Origin of the sequence: Robertmurraya dakarensis (assembly GCF_900156875.1) — a bacterium.
Lineage (GTDB): Bacteria > Bacillota > Bacilli > Bacillales > Cytobacillaceae > Robertmurraya > Robertmurraya dakarensis.
Genome location: NZ_LT707409.1, coordinates 424,082 through 447,157, shown reverse-complemented (window position 1 = coordinate 447,157; position 23,076 = coordinate 424,082). Strand labels below are relative to the sequence as shown.

The 23,076-nt window shown below is 38.5% G+C and carries 20 protein-coding genes; 6 read left to right on the top strand and 14 right to left on the bottom strand.

Annotation, left to right across the window (positions count from 1 at the left end):
• Window positions 1–21: 21 nt before the first annotated feature.
• Entirely contained in the window at window positions 22–756 is a 735-nt protein-coding gene (locus CZ487_RS11370; protein WP_077212283.1) for an SDR family oxidoreductase, read from the bottom strand.
• Window positions 757–1,330: 574 nt separating this feature from the next.
• On the opposite strand from CZ487_RS11370, the gene CZ487_RS11365 reads away from it, so the two are divergent.
• On the top strand, window positions 1,331–2,890 hold the full coding sequence (locus tag CZ487_RS11365) for an acyl-CoA synthetase (protein WP_077212282.1): 1,560 nt from the start codon (window positions 1,331–1,333) through the stop codon (window positions 2,888–2,890).
• A gap of 835 nt (window positions 2,891–3,725) precedes the next feature.
• Here CZ487_RS11365 and CZ487_RS11360 read toward each other — a convergent pair.
• A complete protein-coding gene (locus tag CZ487_RS11360; RefSeq protein WP_139339559.1) occupies window positions 3,726–4,196 on the bottom strand; it encodes a histidine phosphatase family protein in 471 nt (156 codons plus the stop codon).
• Between the two features lie 362 nt (window positions 4,197–4,558).
• Here CZ487_RS11360 and CZ487_RS11350 point away from each other — a divergent pair, with 362 nt between their 5' ends.
• On the top strand, window positions 4,559–4,744 hold the full coding sequence (locus CZ487_RS11350; RefSeq protein ID WP_077212280.1) for a metal ABC transporter solute-binding protein, Zn/Mn family: 186 nt from the start codon (window positions 4,559–4,561) through the stop codon (window positions 4,742–4,744).
• 186 nt (window positions 4,745–4,930) lie between these two features.
• Here the strand turns inward: CZ487_RS11350 and CZ487_RS11345 are convergent, their stop codons facing one another.
• Entirely contained in the window at window positions 4,931–5,728 is a 798-nt protein-coding gene (locus CZ487_RS11345) for a DUF2935 domain-containing protein (protein ID WP_077212279.1), read from the bottom strand.
• Between the two features lie 418 nt (window positions 5,729–6,146).
• On the opposite strand from CZ487_RS11345, the gene CZ487_RS11340 reads away from it, so the two are divergent.
• A complete protein-coding gene (locus tag CZ487_RS11340; protein WP_077212278.1) occupies window positions 6,147–7,208 on the top strand; it encodes a metal ABC transporter solute-binding protein, Zn/Mn family in 1,062 nt (353 codons plus the stop codon).
• A 126-nt stretch (window positions 7,209–7,334) separates the two neighbouring features.
• Here CZ487_RS11340 and CZ487_RS11335 read toward each other — a convergent pair whose 3' ends face one another.
• The 6 genes from CZ487_RS11335 to CZ487_RS11310 all read right to left on the bottom strand — a co-directional run bounded on the left by CZ487_RS11335 (window position 7,335) and on the right by CZ487_RS11310 (window position 12,684).
• Window positions 7,335–8,579 carry a PAS domain S-box protein gene (locus CZ487_RS11335; protein WP_077212277.1) on the bottom strand — a complete coding sequence of 415 codons (1,245 nt, stop codon included), beginning with the start codon at window positions 8,577–8,579 and terminating at the stop codon, window positions 7,335–7,337.
• Between the two features lie 324 nt (window positions 8,580–8,903).
• Complete coding sequence (locus tag CZ487_RS11330) at window positions 8,904–9,473, bottom strand: CBO0543 family protein (RefSeq protein WP_077212276.1); 570 nt, start codon at window positions 9,471–9,473, stop codon at window positions 8,904–8,906.
• Between the two features lie 56 nt (window positions 9,474–9,529).
• Window positions 9,530–10,036 (bottom strand): CBO0543 family protein, encoded by a 507-nt coding sequence (locus CZ487_RS27870; protein WP_077212275.1) that lies wholly within the window; start codon window positions 10,034–10,036, stop codon window positions 9,530–9,532.
• Window positions 10,037–10,265: 229 nt separating this feature from the next.
• Window positions 10,266–10,832, bottom strand: coding sequence for a 5' nucleotidase, NT5C type (locus CZ487_RS11320; RefSeq protein ID WP_077212274.1), 567 nt, complete (start codon window positions 10,830–10,832; stop codon window positions 10,266–10,268).
• 12 nt (window positions 10,833–10,844) lie between these two features.
• Complete coding sequence (gene ribD / locus CZ487_RS11315; protein WP_077212273.1) at window positions 10,845–11,936, bottom strand: bifunctional diaminohydroxyphosphoribosylaminopyrimidine deaminase/5-amino-6-(5-phosphoribosylamino)uracil reductase RibD; 1,092 nt, start codon at window positions 11,934–11,936, stop codon at window positions 10,845–10,847.
• Window positions 11,929–12,684, bottom strand: coding sequence for a GTP cyclohydrolase II (locus CZ487_RS11310; protein ID WP_077212272.1), 756 nt, complete (start codon window positions 12,682–12,684; stop codon window positions 11,929–11,931). Before CZ487_RS11310 ends, ribD begins: the two co-directional genes overlap by 8 nt.
• Window positions 12,685–13,262: 578 nt before the next feature.
• Between CZ487_RS11310 and CZ487_RS11305 the strand changes: the two genes are divergently transcribed.
• A complete protein-coding gene (locus CZ487_RS11305) occupies window positions 13,263–14,171 on the top strand; it encodes a nuclease-related domain-containing protein (RefSeq protein ID WP_077212271.1) in 909 nt (302 codons plus the stop codon).
• A gap of 1,002 nt (window positions 14,172–15,173) precedes the next feature.
• Here CZ487_RS11305 and CZ487_RS11300 read toward each other — a convergent pair.
• The 3 genes from CZ487_RS11300 to CZ487_RS11290 all read right to left on the bottom strand — a co-directional run bounded on the left by CZ487_RS11300 (window position 15,174) and on the right by CZ487_RS11290 (window position 19,349).
• Complete coding sequence (locus CZ487_RS11300; protein ID WP_077212270.1) at window positions 15,174–16,199, bottom strand: DUF3231 family protein; 1,026 nt, start codon at window positions 16,197–16,199, stop codon at window positions 15,174–15,176.
• Window positions 16,200–16,336: 137 nt separating this feature from the next.
• The gene (locus tag CZ487_RS11295; protein WP_077212269.1) at window positions 16,337–17,524 is read right to left on the bottom strand and encodes a CaiB/BaiF CoA transferase family protein; all 1,188 of its coding nucleotides are present in this window, start codon (window positions 17,522–17,524) and stop codon (window positions 16,337–16,339) included.
• A gap of 40 nt (window positions 17,525–17,564) precedes the next feature.
• Window positions 17,565–19,349: an acyl-CoA dehydrogenase family protein gene (locus tag CZ487_RS11290; protein WP_077212268.1), complete on the bottom strand. Its 1,785-nt coding sequence runs from the start codon at window positions 19,347–19,349 to the stop codon at window positions 17,565–17,567.
• A gap of 203 nt (window positions 19,350–19,552) precedes the next feature.
• Between CZ487_RS11290 and CZ487_RS11285 the strand changes: the two genes are divergently transcribed.
• Entirely contained in the window at window positions 19,553–20,284 is a 732-nt protein-coding gene (locus CZ487_RS11285) for an IclR family transcriptional regulator (protein ID WP_077212267.1), read from the top strand.
• 310 nt (window positions 20,285–20,594) lie between these two features.
• Here the strand turns inward: CZ487_RS11285 and CZ487_RS27975 are convergent, their stop codons facing one another.
• Together CZ487_RS27975 and CZ487_RS11275 are read right to left on the bottom strand one after the other, a co-directional pair.
• Window positions 20,595–20,882, bottom strand: coding sequence for a TIGR04104 family putative zinc finger protein (locus tag CZ487_RS27975; RefSeq protein WP_077212266.1), 288 nt, complete (start codon window positions 20,880–20,882; stop codon window positions 20,595–20,597).
• Between the two features lie 148 nt (window positions 20,883–21,030).
• The gene (locus CZ487_RS11275) at window positions 21,031–22,137 is read right to left on the bottom strand and encodes a TDT family transporter (protein ID WP_077212265.1); all 1,107 of its coding nucleotides are present in this window, start codon (window positions 22,135–22,137) and stop codon (window positions 21,031–21,033) included.
• Between the two features lie 234 nt (window positions 22,138–22,371).
• Between CZ487_RS11275 and CZ487_RS11270 the strand changes: the two genes are divergently transcribed.
• The gene (locus tag CZ487_RS11270; RefSeq protein ID WP_077212264.1) at window positions 22,372–22,797 is read left to right on the top strand and encodes a VOC family protein; all 426 of its coding nucleotides are present in this window, start codon (window positions 22,372–22,374) and stop codon (window positions 22,795–22,797) included.
• The last annotated feature ends 279 nt before the right edge of the window (window positions 22,798–23,076 follow it).

Sequence of the window (23,076 nt, the reverse complement as noted above, 5' to 3'; positions counted from 1 at the left end):
ACCCACTCCTTTCTAAAATCATTATCTTAAACCAAGACCGCCATCGACAAAGATGATTCTTCCTTGAATCATATGTGCTTCGGGACTTGCTAAGAAGGCAATCGTATTTGTGATGTCATCGAAAGTTAAATCTCGATTACTTGGATTTGCTTTTGCGGCAGATTCCAGCAATTTATCGGCATTTCCAAATACAGTTCTTAGAGCATCCGTATCCAATGGACCGGCGGCGACCGTGTTGGCCCTAATCCCTTTAGGCGCTAGTTCAGCAGCCATATAACGAATTATCGATTCTGTTAACGCTTTCGGTGTGCCCAATGCAGCATATTTTGGAATCGCATAATCTGCCCCTTTACTCGATAACGCAATAATCGTTGAGCCTTCTTTTAAAATGGGCAGAGCTTCCCGAACAACTTCAATTAAAGAAAGGCTTCCCACTTTCAAGGCTTCCATCCAAGATTCATGAGAGATGTCAAACACTTTCCCCGGAACAGGCAGTACAGCACAATGCACAATTAAATTTAATTGAGACGCCTCACTCTTCACCCGTTCCATCATCTTCTGAATTTCCTCTACTTTTCCCACATCAGCTTTTAATAGGATCGCTGTTCCTCCCTTTTTATTTACTTCCGCTGCCGTTTCTTCCGCAGCGTTATCATCATGTGCATAATTGATAAAAATTTTATTCCCAGGCTCCGCAAATCGAAGCGCCGTTGCTCTTCCTATGCCTTTACTACCGCCAGTGATCAATACATTCATTGTGTAATCCCCCTTATTCAGATAATTTTCTAACCATACTTTTTTACAAAACTTTTTCAGGCTAGTAAAAAAATCGCTGCCAACCTGTTTGAGTCAATAACAATAGTAGTCCTACTTCACTATAATTATATTCTAAATTTTTAGAAAAATAAATCTATAACTATTAAAGAACTCATAACTGCTCCTTGACACCCTCAAACTCGAAAACTACTTTCAGTGATGACCTCATGGCTGCTCCATAACTACCTGAAATAAAAAACTCCTCTTATAATAAATATTCAGAAATTTCAAATAAAACTTGCCTTTTATTAGTAGAATATGTAAATTAAAAGTAATGGGTTGATTTAATCTTAATCCATGCAAATTAAAGCGCATACATAATGATTTCTAGCTGCATTACCATTTTTAAGAAAGAGATCATTACTATAACTTTTTGTTAGCGTGTGATCCCTTTTTTGAAAAACAGATCCAATATTACGCCGAAAAAAGACTGAATATTCACAAAATTAACGTTGCTAGTACTCCAGGCTTTTCAAAGCATTAGCTTTTTTAATTATATAAGGGAGTGTTGTAAATGACCACTAGCAGTATCCATGCATCTCGTCAACTTTTGGTTGGAGAGTTAATCAGAAGGTGTGCTCATAATGCACCAGACCAAGTTGCATTCATTCTTGACGATGAAAGGATTACTTATAAGCAGTTGGAAGGCAGAACCCTTCACCTTGCTGGATGGCTGCAAGGAAAAGGAATTGATATTGGTGACAAAGTGGGAATTATTACAAAGAATTGCTTAGAGTTTATTGACATCTTTTTTGCTACTGCACATGCAGGGGGCGTCAGTGTTCCGATTAACTTCAGACTTGTTCCAGAGGAATTTGCTTATATCATCAACAATTCCGACACGAAGATACTTTTTATAGAAGAAGAGTATCAGGACATGATTCAATCGATTCAACATAAAATCCCGGCAGTAGAACAAATTGTGGTGATCGGGACAGAATGCCGACATGGTATGATCCCTTATAAAACCATTTTTGATCAGGATGTTACCTACAGGTCCGTGGATGGCCTGTTGGACGATGATGACGATTGTTTGCTTGGATACACTTCTGGAACTACGGGCCACCCAAAAGGTGCTGTCTTAACTCATAAAAATCTCTCGCTTTCTGCCATGAACAGTTTAGTAAAAGCTACTTCGAATCCAAATGTAGAATCAACTTCAACTTCACTGTTAGTCACTCCATTATTTCATATTGCAGGGATTGGATTTCTCCTGATTAGCTGTACAGCCGGTGGAACCGGTGTGATTCATCGTGAGTTTAACCCAGTGAAAGTATTGGAAGACATAGAAAAAGAAAAGATTAATAGTACATTTTTAGTTCCAGCGATGTGGAATATGGTATTGTCCGTGCCAAACTTTAAAGATTTTGATGTTACATCCATGATCAGCTGTGGAACAGGTGCAGCTGCCACTCCAGTCGAATTGAAAAAAAGGATTATTGAGAGTTTTCCAAATGCTGGGTTGAATGAAGCGTTTGGCCAGACAGAAATGAGCCCAACCACTACTCACCTGCGTCCAGAAGATACTTTAAGAAAAACAAATTCGGTTGGAAAAGGTGTTTTAAATGTGGAAATACGAGTAGTAGATGAAAACATGAACGATGTCCCTGTCGGAGAAGTTGGGGAAATTGTCTACAGAGGGCCAACAGTCATGAAAGGATACTACAAAAATCCAGAAGCTACGGAAGAAGCCTTTAAAGGCGGATGGTTCCATAGCGGAGACTTGGTCAAAATGGATGAAGAAGGCTATGTTTATGTCATGGACCGCAAAAAAGACATGATCATTAGTGGTGGAGAAAACATCTACCCTGCCGAAATCGAAGACGTCCTTTATCGCCACGAAGCCATTTATGAAGCCGCTGTCATTGGGGTCCCAGATGAATTATGGGGCGAAAGCGTAAAAGCGATCGTCGTCCTAAAACCAGGCAAAACCCTAACAGAAGAAGACGTCATCGAACATTGCAAAAACCACCTGGCTTCCTACAAGAAACCAAAATATGTTGAATTTATGAGTGAACTGCCAAGGAATACATCTGGGAAGGTTTTGAAGAGGGTTTTGAGAGAGCGAGTTTAACAAGAAACACATGATAAAAAGGAACTTTTTAAGGCCGTGCAGTGTTAAGCTGTACGGTTTTTGTGCTTTCTGATTTTTTGCATTAGTACTGAGAACCCTAGTGAATGAGCGTTTCTCTCACCTAAAACTTCAAATCAGCCAATCTACCATCTTAAGGTTTTTTGAGGACCTACTATGAGTAAAGGAAATGATCTTTTGTTACAGTACGATCACCTTGATGAAGGAGAGGTTCTTGCTAGCGCTGATCATTCCCTTGATGATGACCGGTTTCTGCTACCCCTGATCATCTTTCGGTCCTCATTCTCTTGATGATGACCGGTTCCTCCTTCCCCTGATCATCTTTCGGTCCTCATTCCCTTGATGATGACCGGTTTCTGCTACCCCTGATCATCTTTCGGTCTTCATTCCCTTGATGATGACCGGTTCCTCCTTCCCCTGATCATCTTTCGGTCCTCATTCCCTTGATGATGACCGGTTTCTGCTACCCCTGATCATCTTTCGGTCCTCATTCCCTTGATGATGACCGGTTCCTCCTTCCGCTGATCATCTTTCGGTCCTCATTCCCTTGATGATGACCGGTTTCTGCTACCCCTGATCATCTTTCGGTCTTCATTCCCTTGATGATAACCGGTTCCTGCTTTCGAGGAACATGTTGAAGGTATCATATTTTATAAGAAGGCCTTTTCCTTTCTATTTACAAGATTTTAATCTGCCTCTATTCAGCTTTTGCTGTAAATCCCGTCTAATGAAAAGATATAATCCTTTGTAGAATTAAAAAAGAGACCAACTCCAAGTAGTTATGACAAATAACCATTTGAATCAGCCTCATGCCTTTTTATATAAGTTCATTAAGTTCTTTCAAAGACAGCCGCCCAACAACCTGATACCCGTTCCCCCGTCCGAAAGGTTTAATAATGACGGTTCCCATATCTGAAATTTGACCTAACCCGACTCCTTCCGGAAAGCTATGAGCTATAATCACCTTATTTTCACCCGGCGGCGGCAATTCTTCTAAGAGTAGATTCAGGTCATTTAAAATCCTTTGCTGCTGGATCAAACTTAGATTTGCGCTTAAACGATAAATATTCACCCAGAAAGGGTCCACTTGTACATTTTCAACTCCAAACGCTAACATTGCTGTATGAACAGTCCTGCAAAAAGGACTAGCGATGACAGGTTTCAGAACAGGAATTTGCAAACGTCGAATATCATCCCCATAAGCTATTGCTTGCCTGCGGCCGATTTCGGAAAGGTTTCTCTGTGTGGTACAGTCATGAAAGTTCAAGTTATCTTGATCCGTTCCCACAGTAGCTTCAGCATGCCTAGCATATAATACATATCCCCCTCCCCTTAATGAACTTAACTTAGCAGTGACTGATTAGTTGGGTATGCCATTATTCTTCTCCCTTTATAACGAGGAAACACAGCAAGATAAGGATACTCACAATATAAAAACCGATTTTTTGCAGCTTTTATCGCTAATCGATCAACATATTGTGAAAAATGATGAAGGTGATCAAACCCTCTATTTCCGTGGTGAACCAATTGACTCGCCCCTACTGGTCTATTTTAATAGTAATAATATATGTTACATAACTTACCTAGTTCGAAAAAGATTTTTCATAAAAATCGATGGTACCGTTTAGTTAATGTGCCATCATCTATAAAATGACGCTGGTTGAATTAAGGCCTGATGCCGAGGAAGACTTTGAAAAGAATTTCCAATCAGTAAAGATGGAGCTTGAGAAGCTTGACGAGGAATTCCATGAATTAGTGGAAGCAAAGGAACATCTCGAGATGATTGTTTCCCACGCCGCTTATGGTTACTGGGGAAAACGGAGAAGATTATTTTAGAAGAATGAGAAAGAAACTAGAAACATTGGGAATAGCCTTAAAATAAGATGGCAGGAAGAAGTCCTTTGGGCTCTTCCTTTTCTTTATTTCCTTGGATCACGATATTAAAAATATAGAAGCCTGCCCCGCTGCAGTAACGCTTTACACAGCTGGGGGACAGGCCCTATTTTCAGAACTATATATTAATTAATACTGCTTAACTTTTGTCAGATGAGCATCAAATAAATCGATAATTTCTAAAAATCTCTCTGCCTCTCTAAATGTATGGTCAGCTAAAAGTGGATGAATATTGCTTTTAATTCGGCAAGCTTCTATTAATTCTCTGGCTGTTTTCTTAAAGTCTCTTAATGAAGCAACCGAAACTCTATTTTGGTCTAAGAATTGGTCCAAGATGGGAACCGTTTCTGATTGTGGACGCATGGAATCTAAATCGACAGCCTGGAATACCAATTGATCAAAATCATGGCTAAACTCAGCAGCTTGTTCTACTAGTTTTCTTTCAGAAGGATCTAATAGATGTCCGATGAATTTCGCATGGTCAGCCATTATTCTCAAAAAGAATAGATTTTCTTGGATAATCGTATCAGGTTCGGGGGCTAATCTTCCTTCATTAAGATCTTTAAGCCTGGTAGCAAAATAAGCCGCCTCCCTACTAATATGGTCAACCAGCAACGGATAGTTATTAGTCGTGATTTCACAGCGCAGCGTTAACCCTAATACTTTTCTCTTGTAACTCCAAATGGCAACAGCAGCCTGGTAAACCTCATTGTTAAAAGCTTGAACTTGACGTATATCTGTGTTTACAGTAAACCTTGCTAACTTTTCCTCAATTCGTTCAAAAAGAGTAATAAATTGTTGCGCTTCTGCTATCAATTGCTGCTGTTCATACGTAAATCCCAGACTTAAAAACAAAGCATGTTCTTTCATGATTCTTGACCAAAACTGGATTTCATCCAACGACCTTACAACAATTGGATTCGCCACAGTACCCACACCCACCCCTTATAAAGACTTCACCTCATCATATGTTTAAAGAATTTGTCCTTATTCCTAAGTATATAAACCCACAAATTGTACTATTTCACTTATGGGAATTCTGGTCTAATTTTAAAATTAAGCAGATCTTTCCCAAAATGCATCGTTTTAGAAATTTGGTACTAGCAATATTTATTAAAAAAGCCGCACCTATTGGTACCGACCCCCGAAATAGAATGCCTAGTTTTATTCGAATAGATCCTATTAGTTAACAAAGCTACTTTTCCTAACTTTTGAGTATTTAAACTTTCAGCAAAGTTAGAATAAGATTTATATTAAATCGTAATGATTACTATTTACAAATCGTAATCATTACGATAATATAAAAAACAGATAAAATGTTAAACGGAGAGGTGCTAATATCAAAATGAAAATAAAACTGATTGGATTTATGCTCGTTCTATCAATCTTTCTTGCTGGCTGTAATACGCAGCAGCAAAATGCTTCTACATCTAATGAGGATGAAATCGCACATAAAGAGCAGTTAAAAGTTTACACGACTCTTTATCCTTTAGAAGATTTCATCAAGAAAATTGGCGGGGATTATGTAGATGTAGAGAGCATCATGCCACCTGGCGCAGATGCCCACACATTTGAACCAACGACAAAGCAAATGACTTACATTGCGGAGGCTGATGCCTTCATTTACAACGGCTTAGGTATGGAACCTTTTGCTGAAAAAATGGGTACAGCCCTTAAGAACGAAAAGGTAAGATTAATTGAAGCGACAGATGGAATTGAGTCCATTGTTCATGAAGAAGACCATCTTCACCAAGAGACTGAACATGAGCATGCCGAAGAGGACGACCACAGCCACGAAGAGGACCATACCGATATTGATGATCACGATCACGAGGACGATCATGCGGAAACGGATAACCACGATCACCACGGTCATGACCATGGCGACTTTGATCCACATGTCTGGCTTGATCCCTACCGTTCTATCATTCTAGCTGAAAATATTAAAAATACTCTGACTGAGTTAAATCCTGATGGAAAGGAAGACTTTGAAAAGAATTTTCTATCAGTAAAGGCGGAACTTGAGAAGCTTGATGAAGAATTCCATGAATTAGTGGAAGCAAAGGAACATCCCGAGATGATTGTTTCCCACGCTGCTTATGGTTATTGGGAAGAAAGCTATGGTATACATCAGATACCTGTAGCAGGCCTTTCCCCTACTGACGAGCCAACACAAAGAGACCTTGAGAAGATTATTAAGTTAGCAAGAGAGAAACAAATTAAACATATTCTCTTTGAGCAAAATGTTACACAGAATGTTGCTGAAATTATCCGCAAAGAAATTAATGCTGAACCCCTGTACTTACACAATTTAGAAGCGTTAACTAAAGAAGATCGGAAAAACGGAGAAGATTATTTTAGTATAATGAGAAAGAATCTAGAAACATTGGGAATAGCCTTAAAATAAGATGGCAGGAAGAAGTCCTTTGGGCTCTTCCTTTTCTTGATTGCCTTGGATCACGATATTAAAAATATAGAAGCCTGCCCCGCTGCAGTAACGCTTTACACAGCTAGGGGACAGGCCCTATTTTCCTCATTTATCATAAATCTTGTAAAGTGTATTTATTTTTTTGGCATGATACATTGCCATATCTGCATGACGAAGGAGCACATCCATATCTACTCCATGATCAGGGTAAAAGACAACTCCGATACTTGTAGTCATTTGCACGATGGTATCGACGATATAAATCGGCTGTTTAATGACTTCAGCAATACTGTTTGCTATTTCTCCTATTTCTTCTTCACTTTTATGTCCAGAAAAGACAATGGAAAATTCATCTCCACCTAATCGGTATACTAGCCCCATAGAACCGAGGACTCCAGTTATTCGAGATGTAACTTTTATAAGTGCAACATCACCAGCTTGATGACCATAAGAATCATTAACTGTCTTTAGCCCATGCAAATCTAAGTACATACTCGTAAAAGTCGTGTCTTTATTTATCTCTTCTTCTAAGTCAAGTTGGAATTTAAGTCGGTTTGGTAAATCTGTCAAGGTATCATGGTAGGCTCGATATCGAATTAAATCCTCTTCTTTCTTTTTCTCCGTAACATCCCAAAACACTACTTGGACAGCCGATTGTCCATTCAATTGAATCGGTATTCCATTTACTTCTACATCTATCTCTTGACCATCAAACAGAATAAGCCTTATATAAATTGATTGAGCAAACTGTTTACTTTTTTCTATGCTCTCAATTCGACTTGATACAATCCTTCTATCATCTAAATGGATGAAATTATGGATGTGTAATCCCATAATATCTTTTAATTCTTTAGTCCTCAATAATTGTAACGCCGTTGAGTTGGCATATTGAATAATCCCTTTCTGATGCACCAATATCCCTAACGGTGAATTTTCTACTAAACTTCGATAACGATCTTCACTTTCGATTAAATTTTGCTTCAATCGATTTTTTTCCGTAATATCTTGAACTTGGGCAATAAGATATACGGATTTATTATCTTCTCGAACAATGAAAACTGATAGTAAAGCCCAAACAATGTTTCCGTTTTTATGAAAATACCTTTTTTCCATTTCATATGCATCTTTTTTTCCCTCAACCAATTCTTGAACATGGTTGATATCCGCTACTAAATCATCCGGATAGGTAATTTCTTGAAACGTCATGGATAGAAGTTCTTCTTCCGTATAGCCTGTAATCTTAGATAAAGCCGGGTTCACTTTAATCCAATGCCCATCTAATGAAACTAAAGCCATCCCAATTGGTGAATAGTAAAACACTTGATCAAATCTATTTAAAAAATTTAACATAATACTCCCTCAAATTGAAATTTCACATAGATAGTATTTATCCTAGTCAAAATTGCTCGTTAAATCCTTGACTTCTGCTTAAAATACTCTTAATGTATTTCTCTATGTTTCAATATTATGCATTTAATAATAGCTATTGTCCATTGATAATCATTCCTTTTTGCTAACAATAACTTTTGTTTTTGTCCTTAGGGATTTAATCAGTTTCGGTTCCTCTTTTACTATCCTTCACCCTTTTTATTAAAAAAGCGATCTCCGTTGTTGAAGCATCGCTACCCCTTACTTTTAGTGTAAAACTTTATAATTTCAGCTCAACACATAAAATTAACTTGAATATTTAATTTTCCATTTCTTTTTAAGAATTATTTCATCAACCAGCCATTTTATAAAAGCTGCCTTTGCAATATAAATAGGCAATGAATAAATGTAGCGCCAATTTTCTAGTTTATAGATACCTAACCAAACAGTAATAGGTTCAAAAATAAAAGTAAATGTTGCAGCCATTACTAAATTTGCCATTATGAATTTTTTCCAATGAGGAAAATACTGATACAGAAACATATGAGCAACTACTATGATGCCCTGGTCAACTGCAATTAACCTGGGCATAATATTTAGCAGCTGATACGGATAGGACCAAAGGTGTAATTCCACCCCAACATCATCCAGCATGATGACTAGGATCATTAATATTAATCCAAACAACAGTATTTGATTGATTCTCTTTGTATCTACAAACCTCCACCAAATAACCCAAGGAATAATAAGTACAAATAAAAGTAACCACCATTGAAAAGTGAACAAATTGTGTGAAAACCAATATTCTAATTTCAGATCATAAAGTGCCTGGTGCATTTTACGTATATCATAGAAAGTTTGGTGAATTTCTGTCATGTTGCACTATCCTCTCCACTTAACTTCTCAACTTCTTTAATCATTAAAAATACAGATTATTTCATATCACTAACTTTAACGTCAAAAATAGTCAACAAAGAAATTATAATGATAATTGAGAATAACCACGCTAAAAGAGGTCTCTTATGGTGTATAGGTAAAATAAAAAAAATGATACCTGTAAATAAAACAGACCACCACATATTCCATCCATTATGGTAAGTAATGAATCCCAACTTACTGTTTATATATTCAATAGACAAATAAATTCCAGACCATAACAAAAACCATAAAGATCGTTTTTTCCATCCTTTAGGAAACCTGCCTAAGTAAATTAACACTGTCACAGAATAAGATACAACCATAGCTAAAATTGTAATCATTGTATGATTAGGTAAGATTAAGTCATGGAATAGCCACATCGATTTATTATAGAGGAGAAAATTATATAGAAAATCACCCATAATGAAGAAAAGAATGGTAGGATAATACTGCCTCCAATTCCTCCAATCCCCCCATACCGCTCCCGCTATTAGATATAAAGCGTTAATTATAATGTACATTCAATCATTCCTCTGGCTAATAATATTACTTATTCTTACCAAATTAAATGCAGTTATGATTTACCTTTCTTTACTTGAATAGAAATAAAAATAAACCCCTGAATACCCATGAGAGCCATAACGATAAAAAAACAAGCGAATGAGTTACTAATTCGCTTGTTAATACACTTATATTTGTAATTTTCAACCTTTGAACCAATCTACTTATAGTAGCTACTACCTTTATGTATTAATCTTTTTTGATCAATTTGGCTAACTCTCTCCAATCCGTGATCCTCGGTAACGACAAATGTCTATTATACGCTTGATCTTTTAAATAGACCTGCAAAGGTTCTTCTAATAATGTATTGACAACAGCTGGTTTATCATCAAAATAATAGTCCAGGTCTAATTTTTTGATGATTTGAATTTTCTCATGGTCTTGCATCCCATAATAAAAATTTTCATCTTTTACAGGAAATCCGCTGTCTTTCATCCATTGCTTTGTCCTTTCCCCGTGTTCTTTGGGCCTAGCAGTAATGTAAAAGATTTCGTGTCCCTGTTTATCTAGTTCCTGTAAAGTTTCGATTGCATCTTCATATGGCGGGCATGTGGTAAAGTAGATTTCCTCTAAAGAGTCCCTCCACATGGCATTTCCTTCTTCTTCCGTCAGCCCAAACGGTTCATGTATTTCAACCCGATCTATTTCATTGAACACTTCGATCGGAACGTCTTTATTTAGCTTCCGATTATATATTTGAAAAGCATGACCTCTTAAGTTAATTAACGTATCATCAATATCAAATCCAAACCTCATCTATCATTTCCCTCATTTATAAATTGGATAACCAACAAATTTAAAATCCTTCCCAATTGGTGTTATCACAGCATCAGAAAGTTCCACTGCATCTTTCATTTTCTCAATCCCTGATCCACCCAAAAACGAAGGAGACATCGTGCCGCCAATCAGTTTTGGAGCCATATAAAGAACAACCTTATCAATCAACTGGTTTTCTAGGAAGGAAGCGTTAATTCCCCCTCCCCCTTCAATCAGCAGTGAAGAAACCAGCTTCTCACCAAGGGTAGTAACCACATCATTAGGATTAACTTGGACTGTTCCAGTGGTATGGAACACATTTATTCCCATATCTTCGATTGTTTTTTTCTTATTTTCATCATAATGCTGACTTGTAAAAATCCACGTTTCAGCTTTTTGATCTGTTAGAACCTTCGCATCTAGGGGAATTTTTAATGTCGAATCCATAATGACTCTAATCGGGTTTCGTCCATTAGGGATCCGCGCTGTTAATTCTGGATCATCTTTTATGACCGTATTTACTCCTACCAATATTGCCATGTTTTGGCTTCTAAGGTGATGAACATCTTCTCTCGCTTTTTCTGAAGTGATCCACTTACTATCAGATGTATGGGTAGCAATTTTTCCGTCAAGCGTAATACCGGATTTTAAGGTAACAAAGGGGCTTTTCTCCACAATAAACTTATTGAACACTTCATTCATCTGATGAGATTCCTTTTCCCGAATCCCAATTACCACTTCAATGCCGGCATCTCGCAGAATTTTAACTCCGTTTCCTGATACAACTGGGTTAGGATCAAGTGCAGCAATGACCACCTTCTTAATGCCAGCCTCCACGATCGCTACTGCACAAGGGCCTGTCCTTCCATGATGGGAGCAAGGTTCCAAGGTCACGTAAATGGTACCGCCTTTTGCCTTTTCTCCTGCCATGCGAAGTGCGTGAATTTCTGCATGAGGTTCGCCTGCTTTTAAATGAGTGCCGATCCCTACTACTCGATTCTCATTTACAATCACCGATCCTACCAATGGATTGGGGTCTGTTTGCCCCTTCATTGCCTGAGCATTTTGCAGAGCTAAATCCATATAAAATTCATGGCTAGTCATTACAGCATGTCCCTTCATCCTCGATATGTCCCGATTTAGATATTTTCGTCTGTAAATATTTCTCGTTATATTCCGAAACGTCTCCCCATAATGGTTTTCTATCGGATACAGTTAGGCCTGCATTTTTCAATGCTGCTAACTTTTTGGGGTTATTTGTCATCAGTGTAACTGGTTTTGAACGAAGTGCTTTTAGCACTTGGATCGCATCTGAATAGTTTCTAGAATCATCGACAAAGCCAAGAGCCTGGTTGGCTTCGACTGTATCGTAATCATTTTCCTGTAAAATATAGGCCATGGCTTTACTAAATAAACCGATTCCTCTTCCTTCATGATTGGCTAGATAGAATAACGCACCTGTTCCATGCTCTACAATCATTTTCATCGATTGTTTTAATTGATATCCACAATCGCATCGTTTGCTGCCAAAAATATCGCCTGTATGACAAATGGAATGCATTCGAATAATAGCGTCATCTCCGTATGAGAAGTCACCATATACGAGTACACTCGATTGCTGCAACTCCGCTAAATTCGCCGAAGATAGTTTATCAATAATTCTTTGATAATCTTCTGTTACTTCATCGCAATTCAGCCAGCAATACCACTGCAAAACAACCGTTTCACCATATAAATTAACTGGCAGCTTAATGGGCCCAACCAAATAAATGGCGCCTTTTTCCGTTTTAATTAGCTGAATTTTATCTTCTAGGATAGAAAGTACTCTTGAATCAAACTTTGTTTGTGTCATTAATCTCACTCCGTTTTAGGATGTTTACGTGCTTGGGACATATTTAAATATAGTATTTATGTTAAACGAACTTTCATTCCATTTTTAAATGGAACGATATAATAAAGCATTACACAAAAGTTTTAGTTCTTTAAAGCCAAGTGCATATGTATTAGAACTGAAATAGCCCTTATTACTCCGAGAATAATTATAGGAAATAATACAGAAATCATTTCCCCTTAAGTCTTTGTTACCTATATAGAAATTAATTTCCTATTAGTAAACTCATCAACAAAAAAATAATAACTTACTCTTGTTTCATACTATGAATATTCGTTTTCTATAAGATTACAATTGAAGATATTGATTGTCAATAATTTAATCTCTAATATAAAACGATGTTTCATAAATAAAAAGATAGTCCAGGCTCCCGTGTTAAAAATAGAAATAGGGTATCTACATAAAAACGAACCGCAAAATAGTCCCTTTTTTAATATATAGGTAGATTGAAATAATTTAACAGAATGTTCAAACTTACGATGTAATCTCTCACTTTTTTTATATAAAATAAGGTTATATCAGTAGAAAGGGAGTGGATTATGTTACTTAAAGAACGATTTGAATCGGATGAGTTACTGGCTATGCGTTACCTGAATCCGCGAATGGAGCTAACTGAAAAGGAAAAGTTTCAATATATAAATCTTGAAAAAGGCTATGAAGGTGAAGTGAAATTTGACCTGCTATTAAAGGACCTTCAAGAAGATCGGTACATTATAAATGACCTGCTGCTTGAAGTAAACAACTCCCAGTTTCAAATAGATACATTGATACTATCTCAGGGAGTTATTCACCTTTTGGATATCAAATATTTTAAAGGTGATTATTATCTAAAATCAGATAAACTTTTTTCTGTGACAACTGGCCGCGAATATAAGAATCCTGTTATCCAGTTAAAAAGAAGTGAGACTCTATTCCGTCAACTTCTCCAAAATCTTAAGCAAAATTACCTTGTTGACGCTTCTGTTATTTTTAACCACCCTGAATTCACCTTATATCAAGCCCCCATGGACCTTCCATTTATCCTCCCAACCCAAGTTAATCGTTTCTTGGAAGAATTAAATAAAACTCCATCCACATTGAACAACGGACACCAAAAACTAGCTCAGAAATTAATTAGCTTGCATCAAACGAAAAATCGTTACACGGTGTTACCTGAATATCATTATGATCAGCTTCAAAAAGGAATTTATTGTTCAGGGTGTAAAGCGTTCTCCATTGAGGTTGAAGGAAGACTAGGTATTTGCAAAGCATGCGGTCATAAGGAATTAATTGAGAACACGGTAATACAAAGTGTGCGGGAGTTTAAGCATCTTTTTCCAGATCGGCAAATTACTACAAAGGCCATCCATGAGTGGTGCAAAGCCATCGTTTCCAAGAGAAGAATAAGAAGGATCCTTGAGAAAAATTATAAAAAAACAGGCGTTCATCAATGGACGTATTATGAATAAAGTAATGGATGAACAGCTTGGTGGTCATTACTGCTATAAAGACCCTTGATTAGGCTCGTAGGGTAAATTATGGTCTTCATCTTACTTATGAAGACCGCTTTACGCTCTCCTTGAACTGGTTTCGGTTCTCATATTCATTATGAAGACCGATTCTTGCTCTCGCTGGATTTGTTTCGGTTCTCATCGCGTTCATGATGACCGTTTACTGCTCTCGCTGAACTTGTTTCGGTTCTCATCGCCTTCATGATGACCGTTTACTGCTCTCGCTGGATTTGTTTCGGTCTTCATCTTTCTTATGAAGACCGCTTTCTGCTCTGGTTGAACTGGTTTCGGTTCTCATCTTCCCTATGATGACCGTTTCTTGCTCTCTCTGAACTTATTACGGTTCTCATCTTCTTCATGAAGACTGCTTCCTGTTCCCGCTGGATATGTTTCGGTCTTCATCTTTCCTATGAAGACCGCTTTCCGCTCTCCTTAAACTTGTTTCGGTTCTCATTGCCTTCATGATGACCGCATACTGCTCTCGCTGGATTTGTTTCGGTCTTCATCTTTCCTATGAAGACCGCTTTCCGCTCTCCTTGAACTTGTTTCGGTTCTCATCTTCCCTATGAAGACCGATTCTTGCTCTCGCTGAACTTATTTCGGTCTTCATCTTTCCTATGAAGACCGCTTTCCGCTCTCCTTGAACTTGTTTCGGTTCTCATATTCATTATGAAGACCGACTCTTGCTCTCGCTGAACTTGTTTCGGTTCTCATCGCCTTCATGATGACCGTTTACTGCTCTCGCTGAACTTATTTCGGTTCTCATCGCCTTCATGATGACCGTTTACTGCTCTCGCTGAACTTATTTCGGTTCTCATCGCCTTCATGATGACCGATTACTGCTCTCGCTGAACCTGTTTCGGTTCTCATCGCCTTCATGATGACCGGAAGGAAACAACCGTTCTTAAATTTTTTGTTATTTATAGAGCAATGAAAAGCCCATCAGCCATGCACCGTTCATTACTTTTTATTATGCAAATTCGCTTTCGCTAACTCATCTCTATCAGATGCGATTGGGGGTTGTTCTAACCATTTATTCTTAATCATGATGTTGGAACCATCTTCCGAATACAGCTGTATTTCCACCATTAAACGGTTATACATGACACCTATGTCCACCCTTGGACTTTGGGCTATGCCGGTTCCGTAATATCCAATGCTTAATCCAATTAAACCACTAGTAAAAAACATCATGAGTTTATCAGAAAATGTATACGCAGTGCTATTTGTAATTTCTGATGCCCAAGTGGTAGGGACGGAAAGATAACTGTCTTCGAGCTTTTTCCCAAAGAGGATAACGTGCTTTTTTGCGATTTCGATCCCCCTGGTCAGGAATTTCTTTACTTCCTTATCTTGTGCAACCTGACAAAATCCCACTAGAGTGGCGGCTCCCAAAGCATTTCTCTGAATATTAGAGAATAAATTGGATATTTCGGCTGCTACCAATGGTCTTTTTTCACCGAAAACATCCCACACAAATCGCTGCTTGTCTACAAAGTCCACCTTCTCTAAATTCGGCAGATACGGGGATCTTATGTACAGACCTTTAGACAAAAGCAAGTCTTTCGCTTTGTTAAATAGCTGCATTGTTTCATTCAAACATCCCATATAATGCTCAGTAATATCCGTCCTGGTCGAAGCTGATAGACTCGCGGAGTAAGTTGTAAGACCAATCATGGACATTTGGTGTAAAAAGTTTAACACATAGGTGTCAGAATACAATCTAGGAGCATTCAAATCAACATCCTCCTCTATCTTAAAACCGTGAGGAATGGCAAACTTTTCCTCATTAAAAATAGCAGTTAATTTTTCGATATGTTTTTTAGAAAGGCCTAAAGCAAATTCAATGACCGACTTGATCTCTTCATCCTCAGCCTTTTCAAGAAAATAAGTCAGCATACAAATACTGCCGCTATCGTTCAAATACTGTGCCCAAAGCTGTGATATTTCTGAAGATGTTAACCTTATTTGCTTGCTATTGTCCATTTAAGAATCCCCCCATTCTAGATGAAAGTACATTGTTTTTTATATTCCCCCATCTCCATGCCCATATACTTGCCTTTATCCAAAAAAGAGCATCCTCAGGGGCAGATGCTCTTTAACGGGGAATACATTATTTTTACCTAAACAATCCCAGTCTCCAAATACGAGTCGATTTCTTCCTTCCGATACCCCAACTCCAACAGGATTTCCCTTGTGTGTTCCCCTAGTAAAGGCGGATGCCTTTCGATCGCAGGCGGTGTTTCTGAAAGCTTGAGTGGGGAACCTAGCAGCTTGACCAGCCCCGCAGTCGGATGCTCCACGTTTTGAACCATTTGCCTCTCTAATACTTGCTTCGTTTCAAAGACTCGATCCAGCGTATTGATTGGCCCACATGGAATATTATGGTTTTGAAAAATGGTCATCCATTCATCGGCTGTTTTTGTTAAAAGAATGCCGTTCTGTATTAGTGGAACCAAATCTTCTCGATTCAAACTGCGTCCTTTAGCCGTAGCAAACCGCTCATCATCGGCCAATTCCTCCATTTCTAAAATAGAGCAAAGACGGCGAAATTGCTGATCATTTCCTACAGCAATAATCATTTCATAATCTTTCGTTTTAAAGTTCTGATAAGGAACCAAGGTCGGGTGCTGGTTGCCATACCGCTTCGGGAGATTTCCAGTATTCAGGAATCCCGTCCCGATATTGAGCAGAGAAGCGACCATCGAATCTAGCAGAGAAATATCACAGTGCTGCCCAGCTCCGGTATGCTGCCGTGCCTGCAGTGCAGCTAGTATACTGATCACTGCGTTCAGACCGGTGAACAAATCAGCCATCGCAATCCCTGCCTTGACCGGTTCACCATCTGGCGAACCATTGATACTCATAAACCCGCTCATCGCTTGTGCGAGAAAGTCATAGCCAGGCAGTTGTTTGTAAGGTCCCGTATGACCAAATCCGGTAATTGAGCAATGAATGATCCGAGGATTAATTTTCTTTAATTCCTCATAACCAAGACCTAACTTTTCCATTGTTCCGGTCTTAAAATTTTCAACGACCACATCCGATTCCTTCACAAGCTTTTTAATGATTTCAATGCCTTGTTCTGTCTTTAAATTCACCGTCATGGCTCTCTTATTGCGATTGACCGCCATATAATATAGACTGATTTCCTCTTGACCAGAGGTAAACCAAGTCCTCGTTTCATCGACCACATCCGGTCCTTCGACTTTAATAATATCGGCGCCCAAATCCCCAAGCATACTCGTACAGACAGGGCCAGCTACGACACGACTTAAATCTAGAATTTTAATTCCTTGCAATGCTTTCATATACATTCTCCCACCTTCGTCCGACGAGCTTTTTAAAAAATTATCCTTCGAAATTCTGTATAAACTCCTTAACAGCCTCAGCCGGGACAACACGGTAGTCCACGATTTCTTCAAACCACTGTAATAAAGTTTGGTCAGGATAGCTGTAGTCATCTAAGCCATTTGCAATGAAATAACGGTGAAGATATTGTAATGTCAAATAAAGTTTTCGATAGTTTCCGTTTTCATTGATTTGCAAATCTGCCTCTTTTAACAGCAGTGATGCCGCAAAAACATGATACATCCGGTTCATTAATTGTTTCGCACGAAGTTCTCTTTGCGGACCTGGCAAGCCAATGATGTTTTCCGCTTGGCATTCTATTTTTTTCGCAATCTGTAAAAGTTTATTTCCAACTTGTTGAGCGAGTGAATCCGATACTCCGTTAATATGATTGTATATATTACCGAAAAAGTCTTCTCCCACTTGCTCTTTCATCAAAGCTCTTACCACATCGAGGGCCACAATATTCGTTGTTCCTTCCCAAATTGAGCCGACATGAGCATCACGCACGAGCTTTGGATCCACCCAATCTTCAATATAGCCATTTCCACCTCTTGCTTCCATTCCTTCAGAGGTTGAGTTACGCGCGCGTTTACAAACATATCCTTTTAATAACGGTGTTAAAATGCGCAGCAATTTCTCACCCGTTTTATCTCCAGAATCCGATTTATCGTAAATATGGGCTGTATACATGGTCATCGCCGCAGCTGCTTCCGCATCTAGTAACAATTCAAAAATTGTCTCCTGCATCAAAGGTTTTTCAGCCAGAGAAGAACCAAATGCTTCCCGGCCGCGTGCAGACACTAGCGATTCAAGAAAACTTCTTCTCATTAATGCTGTTGATCGAACGGCATTTGATAAGCGCGAACGATTGACCATCGACATCATTTGCTTAAACCCTCTTGAAAGGTCCCCCACGACATAGGCAGCCGCCCCTTCAAAGGTCACCTCTCCAGATGCAAAATCGCGCGTTCCGAATTTATCTTTAATCCGATTGATTTTGTATTTATTTAGGGAACCATCTGGCAATCTTCTTGGCATTAAGAACATGCCAAGCCCTTTAGAGCCCTCCGGAGCCCCTTCCGGCCGAGCCAAAACTAACGCTAAGTCTGACGTCACATTGGAACAGAACCACTTATCGCCCCAAAGCTCCCAGTGATCACCCGCTTTCTTTGCAATTGTCGTATTGGCTCCAACATCGGACCCGCCTTGTTTTTCCGTCATAAATTGCGCACACGTCCAGAGCTCATTGAGGTCCGTACTCGTCATATGAGGAAGATAGGTTTTCTTCATTTCCTCATCGCCGAAGTCCTCTAATACTCGTGCACCGGCATCCGTCATGCTCATCGGGCAGGCTAACCCAAACTCCGACTGAACAAACAAATACCAGAAAGCATATTTTAAGACGTTTGGAAGTTTTGTCGGGAAGCCGAGAACCGGTTTGTGAGACATCGCAACAAGTGCAAATTTGCCGAATCCTAACTGCTGCATTTCTTTAAAAGCCGGATGATATTCAACCTCGTCAATTCGTTCTCCTTTGGCATTGTAGTTAATTAACACAGGATCATGTTTATCCGCAGTCCTCGAGAGCTGATCAAGCTCCTTGCCCGCAATTTCACCTAATTCTGTTAAATGAGGAAGTGCCCGCCCGTAATCTTCACTAGAAAGATAGTGTTTTAGATGGAAAGCAAGATTTTGATCTTCTTCAAAAAAATTTAACCCTTCCGTATCTGGCATCGCACCATATTGAGCTTTATTATTGTCATTCAAAACCTTTGAACTCATAAATCATCCTCCGTTCAAATCTTTATTTATCCTATTAAATTCATAATAACGGATTTTAAATTCCTATATTTTTAATAAAACATATTATATCTGAAAAATCAATAAATTTTCATAATTATATCAACTTAGTAAAAACATCTACATTTGTTTCATTTTCTTGGTAAGATAGTTATTAAATATTGTCTTATACGGAGGATTACTTAATGAGCACAAAAACTTCATCTACCGTTCAACGTGCTATTCAAATCATCAACTACTTAAACGAGTCGCCTGGGTTACAGGGGGTCAAAGAAATCAGTGATAATCTCAACATCTCTCCCCCTATCACTCATCGCCTGCTGACGACGCTGAAAATGGAAGGCCTTGTCTTCCAAGATGCTGAATCAAAAAAATATTCGTTAGGGACTGCTTTTCTTGAATATGCCAATAAGTTCATTTCCGATTTACCGATTGCGTCCATTATTGATCCGCCGTTAATTCAACTAAGAGACGCGACACAAGAAACCCTTGGATTTTATATGTTGACAAGTATGTACCGGATATGTGTGATTGAACATGTCAGCAAACAAGAAATAAGCCGAAAAGCCGGGGTTGGCAACAAAATTCCCCTTCATCTCGGTTCCAGCGGACGAGTGATACTAGCTTATCTTAATAAAGACTTGCAGGAACAAGTCTTGAAATACGTGTCAGAGGAAGAACGGAACAAGCTTTTACCCAAACTTGAAGAAGTGAGAGACACTGGGTACTCTATCAACGAAGAAGAACTTACAGACAATGTAGGCGCCCTTTCTGTTCCTGTTTTTGGTGCAAAAGGAAAAGTGATTGCGGCAATCTCCGTTTCCGGCCCCCTCTTTCGCTGGAACAAAGAAAGTATGCAGCCACATATCCCTTTTTTATTGGAAACTGCTCGGGGCATTTCGGAGAAGTTGTATTAAAAGGAGAAGTAATGGAAGGTAGATAGAATAAGGGGCTTGCCGACATAAAGATTGTTGGCAAGCCCCTATTTTAATCAATCCATGAGAAGATAAATGTTACTTAGTGAATTTATTTTTCTACACAATTCGACATATACCGACATTTACCATTTGTTTTCCATATGATTAATTGGTATACTGTCATCAATAAGAACTGGTTGGTAAGCCATTGATCTTATTATCCTTTACATCGAGTCTTTAATGGCTTGATGCCTTTTACATAACACCCACTTTATTTAAAAATAAAACACATCCTACCCCTATTATCTTCTCATAATTGCTTTTTGTATCGGACAACAAAAGGCGCAATCATAAAACCCACAATGGATATTAGAATTCCTATACTAATGGTTACAAAGATATTATTGAATGGTGAAAGAAAATAACCAAATACCAACATTGGTACAATAGTGAGAGCTGTAACTGTACTTCTACCCAATGTGGTTATCGTATGTATAACCCCACAGTTATCGCATTGAATTGGTTTATATGTCCACCAGAACGATTTAAAGATTTTACTCCAGCTAAATTGTGTATTGCAGTTTTCACATTTTTGCAAATTAACCCTCCTTACAATTTCCCTAATCTAAATGCTTAATAGCCTCGTTCATTCCATCTTAGTATGTAAGAATGACCAGAACGATAGTGTAATAGACATTCAGTTAAAATAAACTTGACCTAATCTTTTGTTATTCCAAAGGCAGTTATTATAAATTCCGGCTATTCTTATGCGTAGGAACATGGACATAACGACGTCGATTGTCCTTCATCGTTTTATAGAGATGGATTATAAGCAAAACGGCCTCCATTAAAATCAAAGCAATAATCATAGTAGGCAAAGAGACAATGACACCGCTTTGCAGATAATCAATCAGAGAATCCTTTCCACTGTATATCCTTTCAGTGAAAAAAAGAAACATGCCAAATGTGAAAACTCTTGCCCATTGTGTTGGGGAATAGGTGAAGATCGCTTTTATCCACCCTAATTTCTTAATACGCTGAATACCTCTGAGTATTTCGATTAATTCTACAAGAACGAACAGTAATAATGAAATGATCCAAATGATCAGAGCAGCATTTTTCATACCGGAAAAGGCAAAGGTGAAAGACACACCTGTGATGGATAAGGCTCCATGAATAATGCAATTGGTATTTGTCCAACTCTCCGTTAAATCCTTGTTCCTAGTTGTGATATAACGGTATACAATAAGCCCCACATTTAAGAGATACAGCAAGGAACCGATTAGGAAAAGAGTTTTGAAAAAGCTTGCCGAAAGACCTTGTCGATAAGCAACGGAACCTGCAATCACAATAGATTGGGTAGCAACACAGGTGAGGAGTAACCCTCCTTGTATTTGATGGATATAGTTTTTTATTTTTCTAAAAATGGCTGCATAGTTACGGATCATCCACCCAAAATATAGTAGCCAAATGAATACGTTAATGGTAAAAACCGTCCGAGCAAGGAATGGAAAGTCCTTATCGGAGAGCACGACTGACATAACGGACAAGGCGGCTACCCATGTTCCGATCGAAAAACTTAAAATGGGATGTTCAAGATGTGATGAATAAAATGTAGCTTGATAGAGATCAAAAGTGTAATGAATAATAATCCAATAGGTTAGCAGCATCATGCAGTAAAACAATAGATCGCTAATAACGGGGCCAGCCATACTTTCTGTGAAGATCCCTTTGATCACGATTCCGATTGCCATGATCGGAGCCCCTGCCACCGTGGAAATTTTCAAACGGTGGACATAATAATTTACGAAAATAGCCATTAAGAGAATGATGATGAGCAAAATGAAAATCATAATAATTCAGTCCTAATTGTTATAGTAATTAATCTTTTCACTATTCTTATATTGTTTATTATATATTGAATTGGGGATAAATGTCTGCCCTAACCAAAAAATAGGAATTCCCCTTTCTTCTCAATTCAGCATACTTTTATGGGCATCCACCATCGAAATATGTTTTTATAATTTGTCTATGAAAAAAATAACCGGTTAAAATAGACATAGTACCAATATAAGGGAGTGAAGAAAATGTCTGTTGATGTTTATCTCGTTTTTAATGGAAATTGCCGAGAAGCCGTTGAGTTTTACGCTAAGGTGTTCCAAACCGAATCACCTCAGATCATGACATTTGGTGAAGCACCGCCAAACCCAGAATACACGCCTCCAGAGGAAGTAAAAAATTTAGTCATGCACGCACGACTGAACATCGATGGAAGCAATGTCATGTTCTCAGATACCTATCCTGGCCAACCCTTTGTGGTAGGAAACAACGTTACACTTGCTTTAATTAGCAAAAATATGGAGGATATCAAATCCTGGTATGAACAATTAAAAGATGGCGGTTCCGTTGGAATGGAACTGCAAGAAACCTTCTGGAGCAAACTCTATGGCCAAGTCACGGATAAATTTGGGATCCATTGGCAGCTGAGCCATGATAATGGTGACATGGCGTAATAGGAAACTAATCATAAGGATGGACTATTGCTTCATTTTTATCTTGGATACGAAGAAAGATGCGTCCTTATGATGTTCTGTTGAAGTGATTGGAAGTTTTTTAGATGGCTGGAACTAAAATAAGCACAGTAAAAACAAGCGATAGAGACTCGCTTGTTTTTTGTATTCGAACTACATTGCGGTTTCTCCACTGAATCTTGTCCGAAAGTTCGGGATTCCGACTACTTTCCCTTCTCTCCACTGGATCCTGTCCGAATAAGATCGGGATTCTGACTACTT

What these genes read in the sequence shown, in the direction of transcription:
- CZ487_RS11370 (WP_077212283.1), bottom strand. Translation starts at nt 756, where the DNA reads ATGAATGTATTGATCACTGGCGGTAGTAAAGGCATAGGAAGAGCAACG.
- CZ487_RS11365 (WP_077212282.1), top strand. Translation starts at nt 1,331, where the DNA reads ATGACCACTAGCAGTATCCATGCATCTCGTCAACTTTTGGTTGGAGAG.
- CZ487_RS11350 (WP_077212280.1), top strand. Translation starts at nt 4,559, where the DNA reads ATGACGCTGGTTGAATTAAGGCCTGATGCCGAGGAAGACTTTGAAAAG.
- CZ487_RS11340 (WP_077212278.1), top strand. Translation starts at nt 6,147, where the DNA reads ATGAAAATAAAACTGATTGGATTTATGCTCGTTCTATCAATCTTTCTT.
- CZ487_RS11335 (WP_077212277.1), bottom strand. Translation starts at nt 8,579, where the DNA reads ATGTTAAATTTTTTAAATAGATTTGATCAAGTGTTTTACTATTCACCA.
- CZ487_RS11330 (WP_077212276.1), bottom strand. Translation starts at nt 9,473, where the DNA reads ATGACAGAAATTCACCAAACTTTCTATGATATACGTAAAATGCACCAG.
- CZ487_RS27870 (WP_077212275.1), bottom strand. Translation starts at nt 10,036, where the DNA reads ATGTACATTATAATTAACGCTTTATATCTAATAGCGGGAGCGGTATGG.
- CZ487_RS11320 (WP_077212274.1), bottom strand. Translation starts at nt 10,832, where the DNA reads ATGAGGTTTGGATTTGATATTGATGATACGTTAATTAACTTAAGAGGT.
- ribD (WP_077212273.1), bottom strand. Translation starts at nt 11,936, where the DNA reads ATGACTAGCCATGAATTTTATATGGATTTAGCTCTGCAAAATGCTCAG.
- CZ487_RS11310 (WP_077212272.1), bottom strand. Translation starts at nt 12,684, where the DNA reads ATGACACAAACAAAGTTTGATTCAAGAGTACTTTCTATCCTAGAAGAT.
- CZ487_RS11305 (WP_077212271.1), top strand. Translation starts at nt 13,263, where the DNA reads ATGTTACTTAAAGAACGATTTGAATCGGATGAGTTACTGGCTATGCGT.
- CZ487_RS11300 (WP_077212270.1), bottom strand. Translation starts at nt 16,199, where the DNA reads ATGGACAATAGCAAGCAAATAAGGTTAACATCTTCAGAAATATCACAG.
- CZ487_RS11295 (WP_077212269.1), bottom strand. Translation starts at nt 17,524, where the DNA reads ATGAAAGCATTGCAAGGAATTAAAATTCTAGATTTAAGTCGTGTCGTA.
- CZ487_RS11290 (WP_077212268.1), bottom strand. Translation starts at nt 19,349, where the DNA reads ATGAGTTCAAAGGTTTTGAATGACAATAATAAAGCTCAATATGGTGCG.
- CZ487_RS11285 (WP_077212267.1), top strand. Translation starts at nt 19,553, where the DNA reads ATGAGCACAAAAACTTCATCTACCGTTCAACGTGCTATTCAAATCATC.
- CZ487_RS11275 (WP_077212265.1), bottom strand. Translation starts at nt 22,137, where the DNA reads ATGATTTTCATTTTGCTCATCATCATTCTCTTAATGGCTATTTTCGTA.
- CZ487_RS11270 (WP_077212264.1), top strand. Translation starts at nt 22,372, where the DNA reads ATGTCTGTTGATGTTTATCTCGTTTTTAATGGAAATTGCCGAGAAGCC.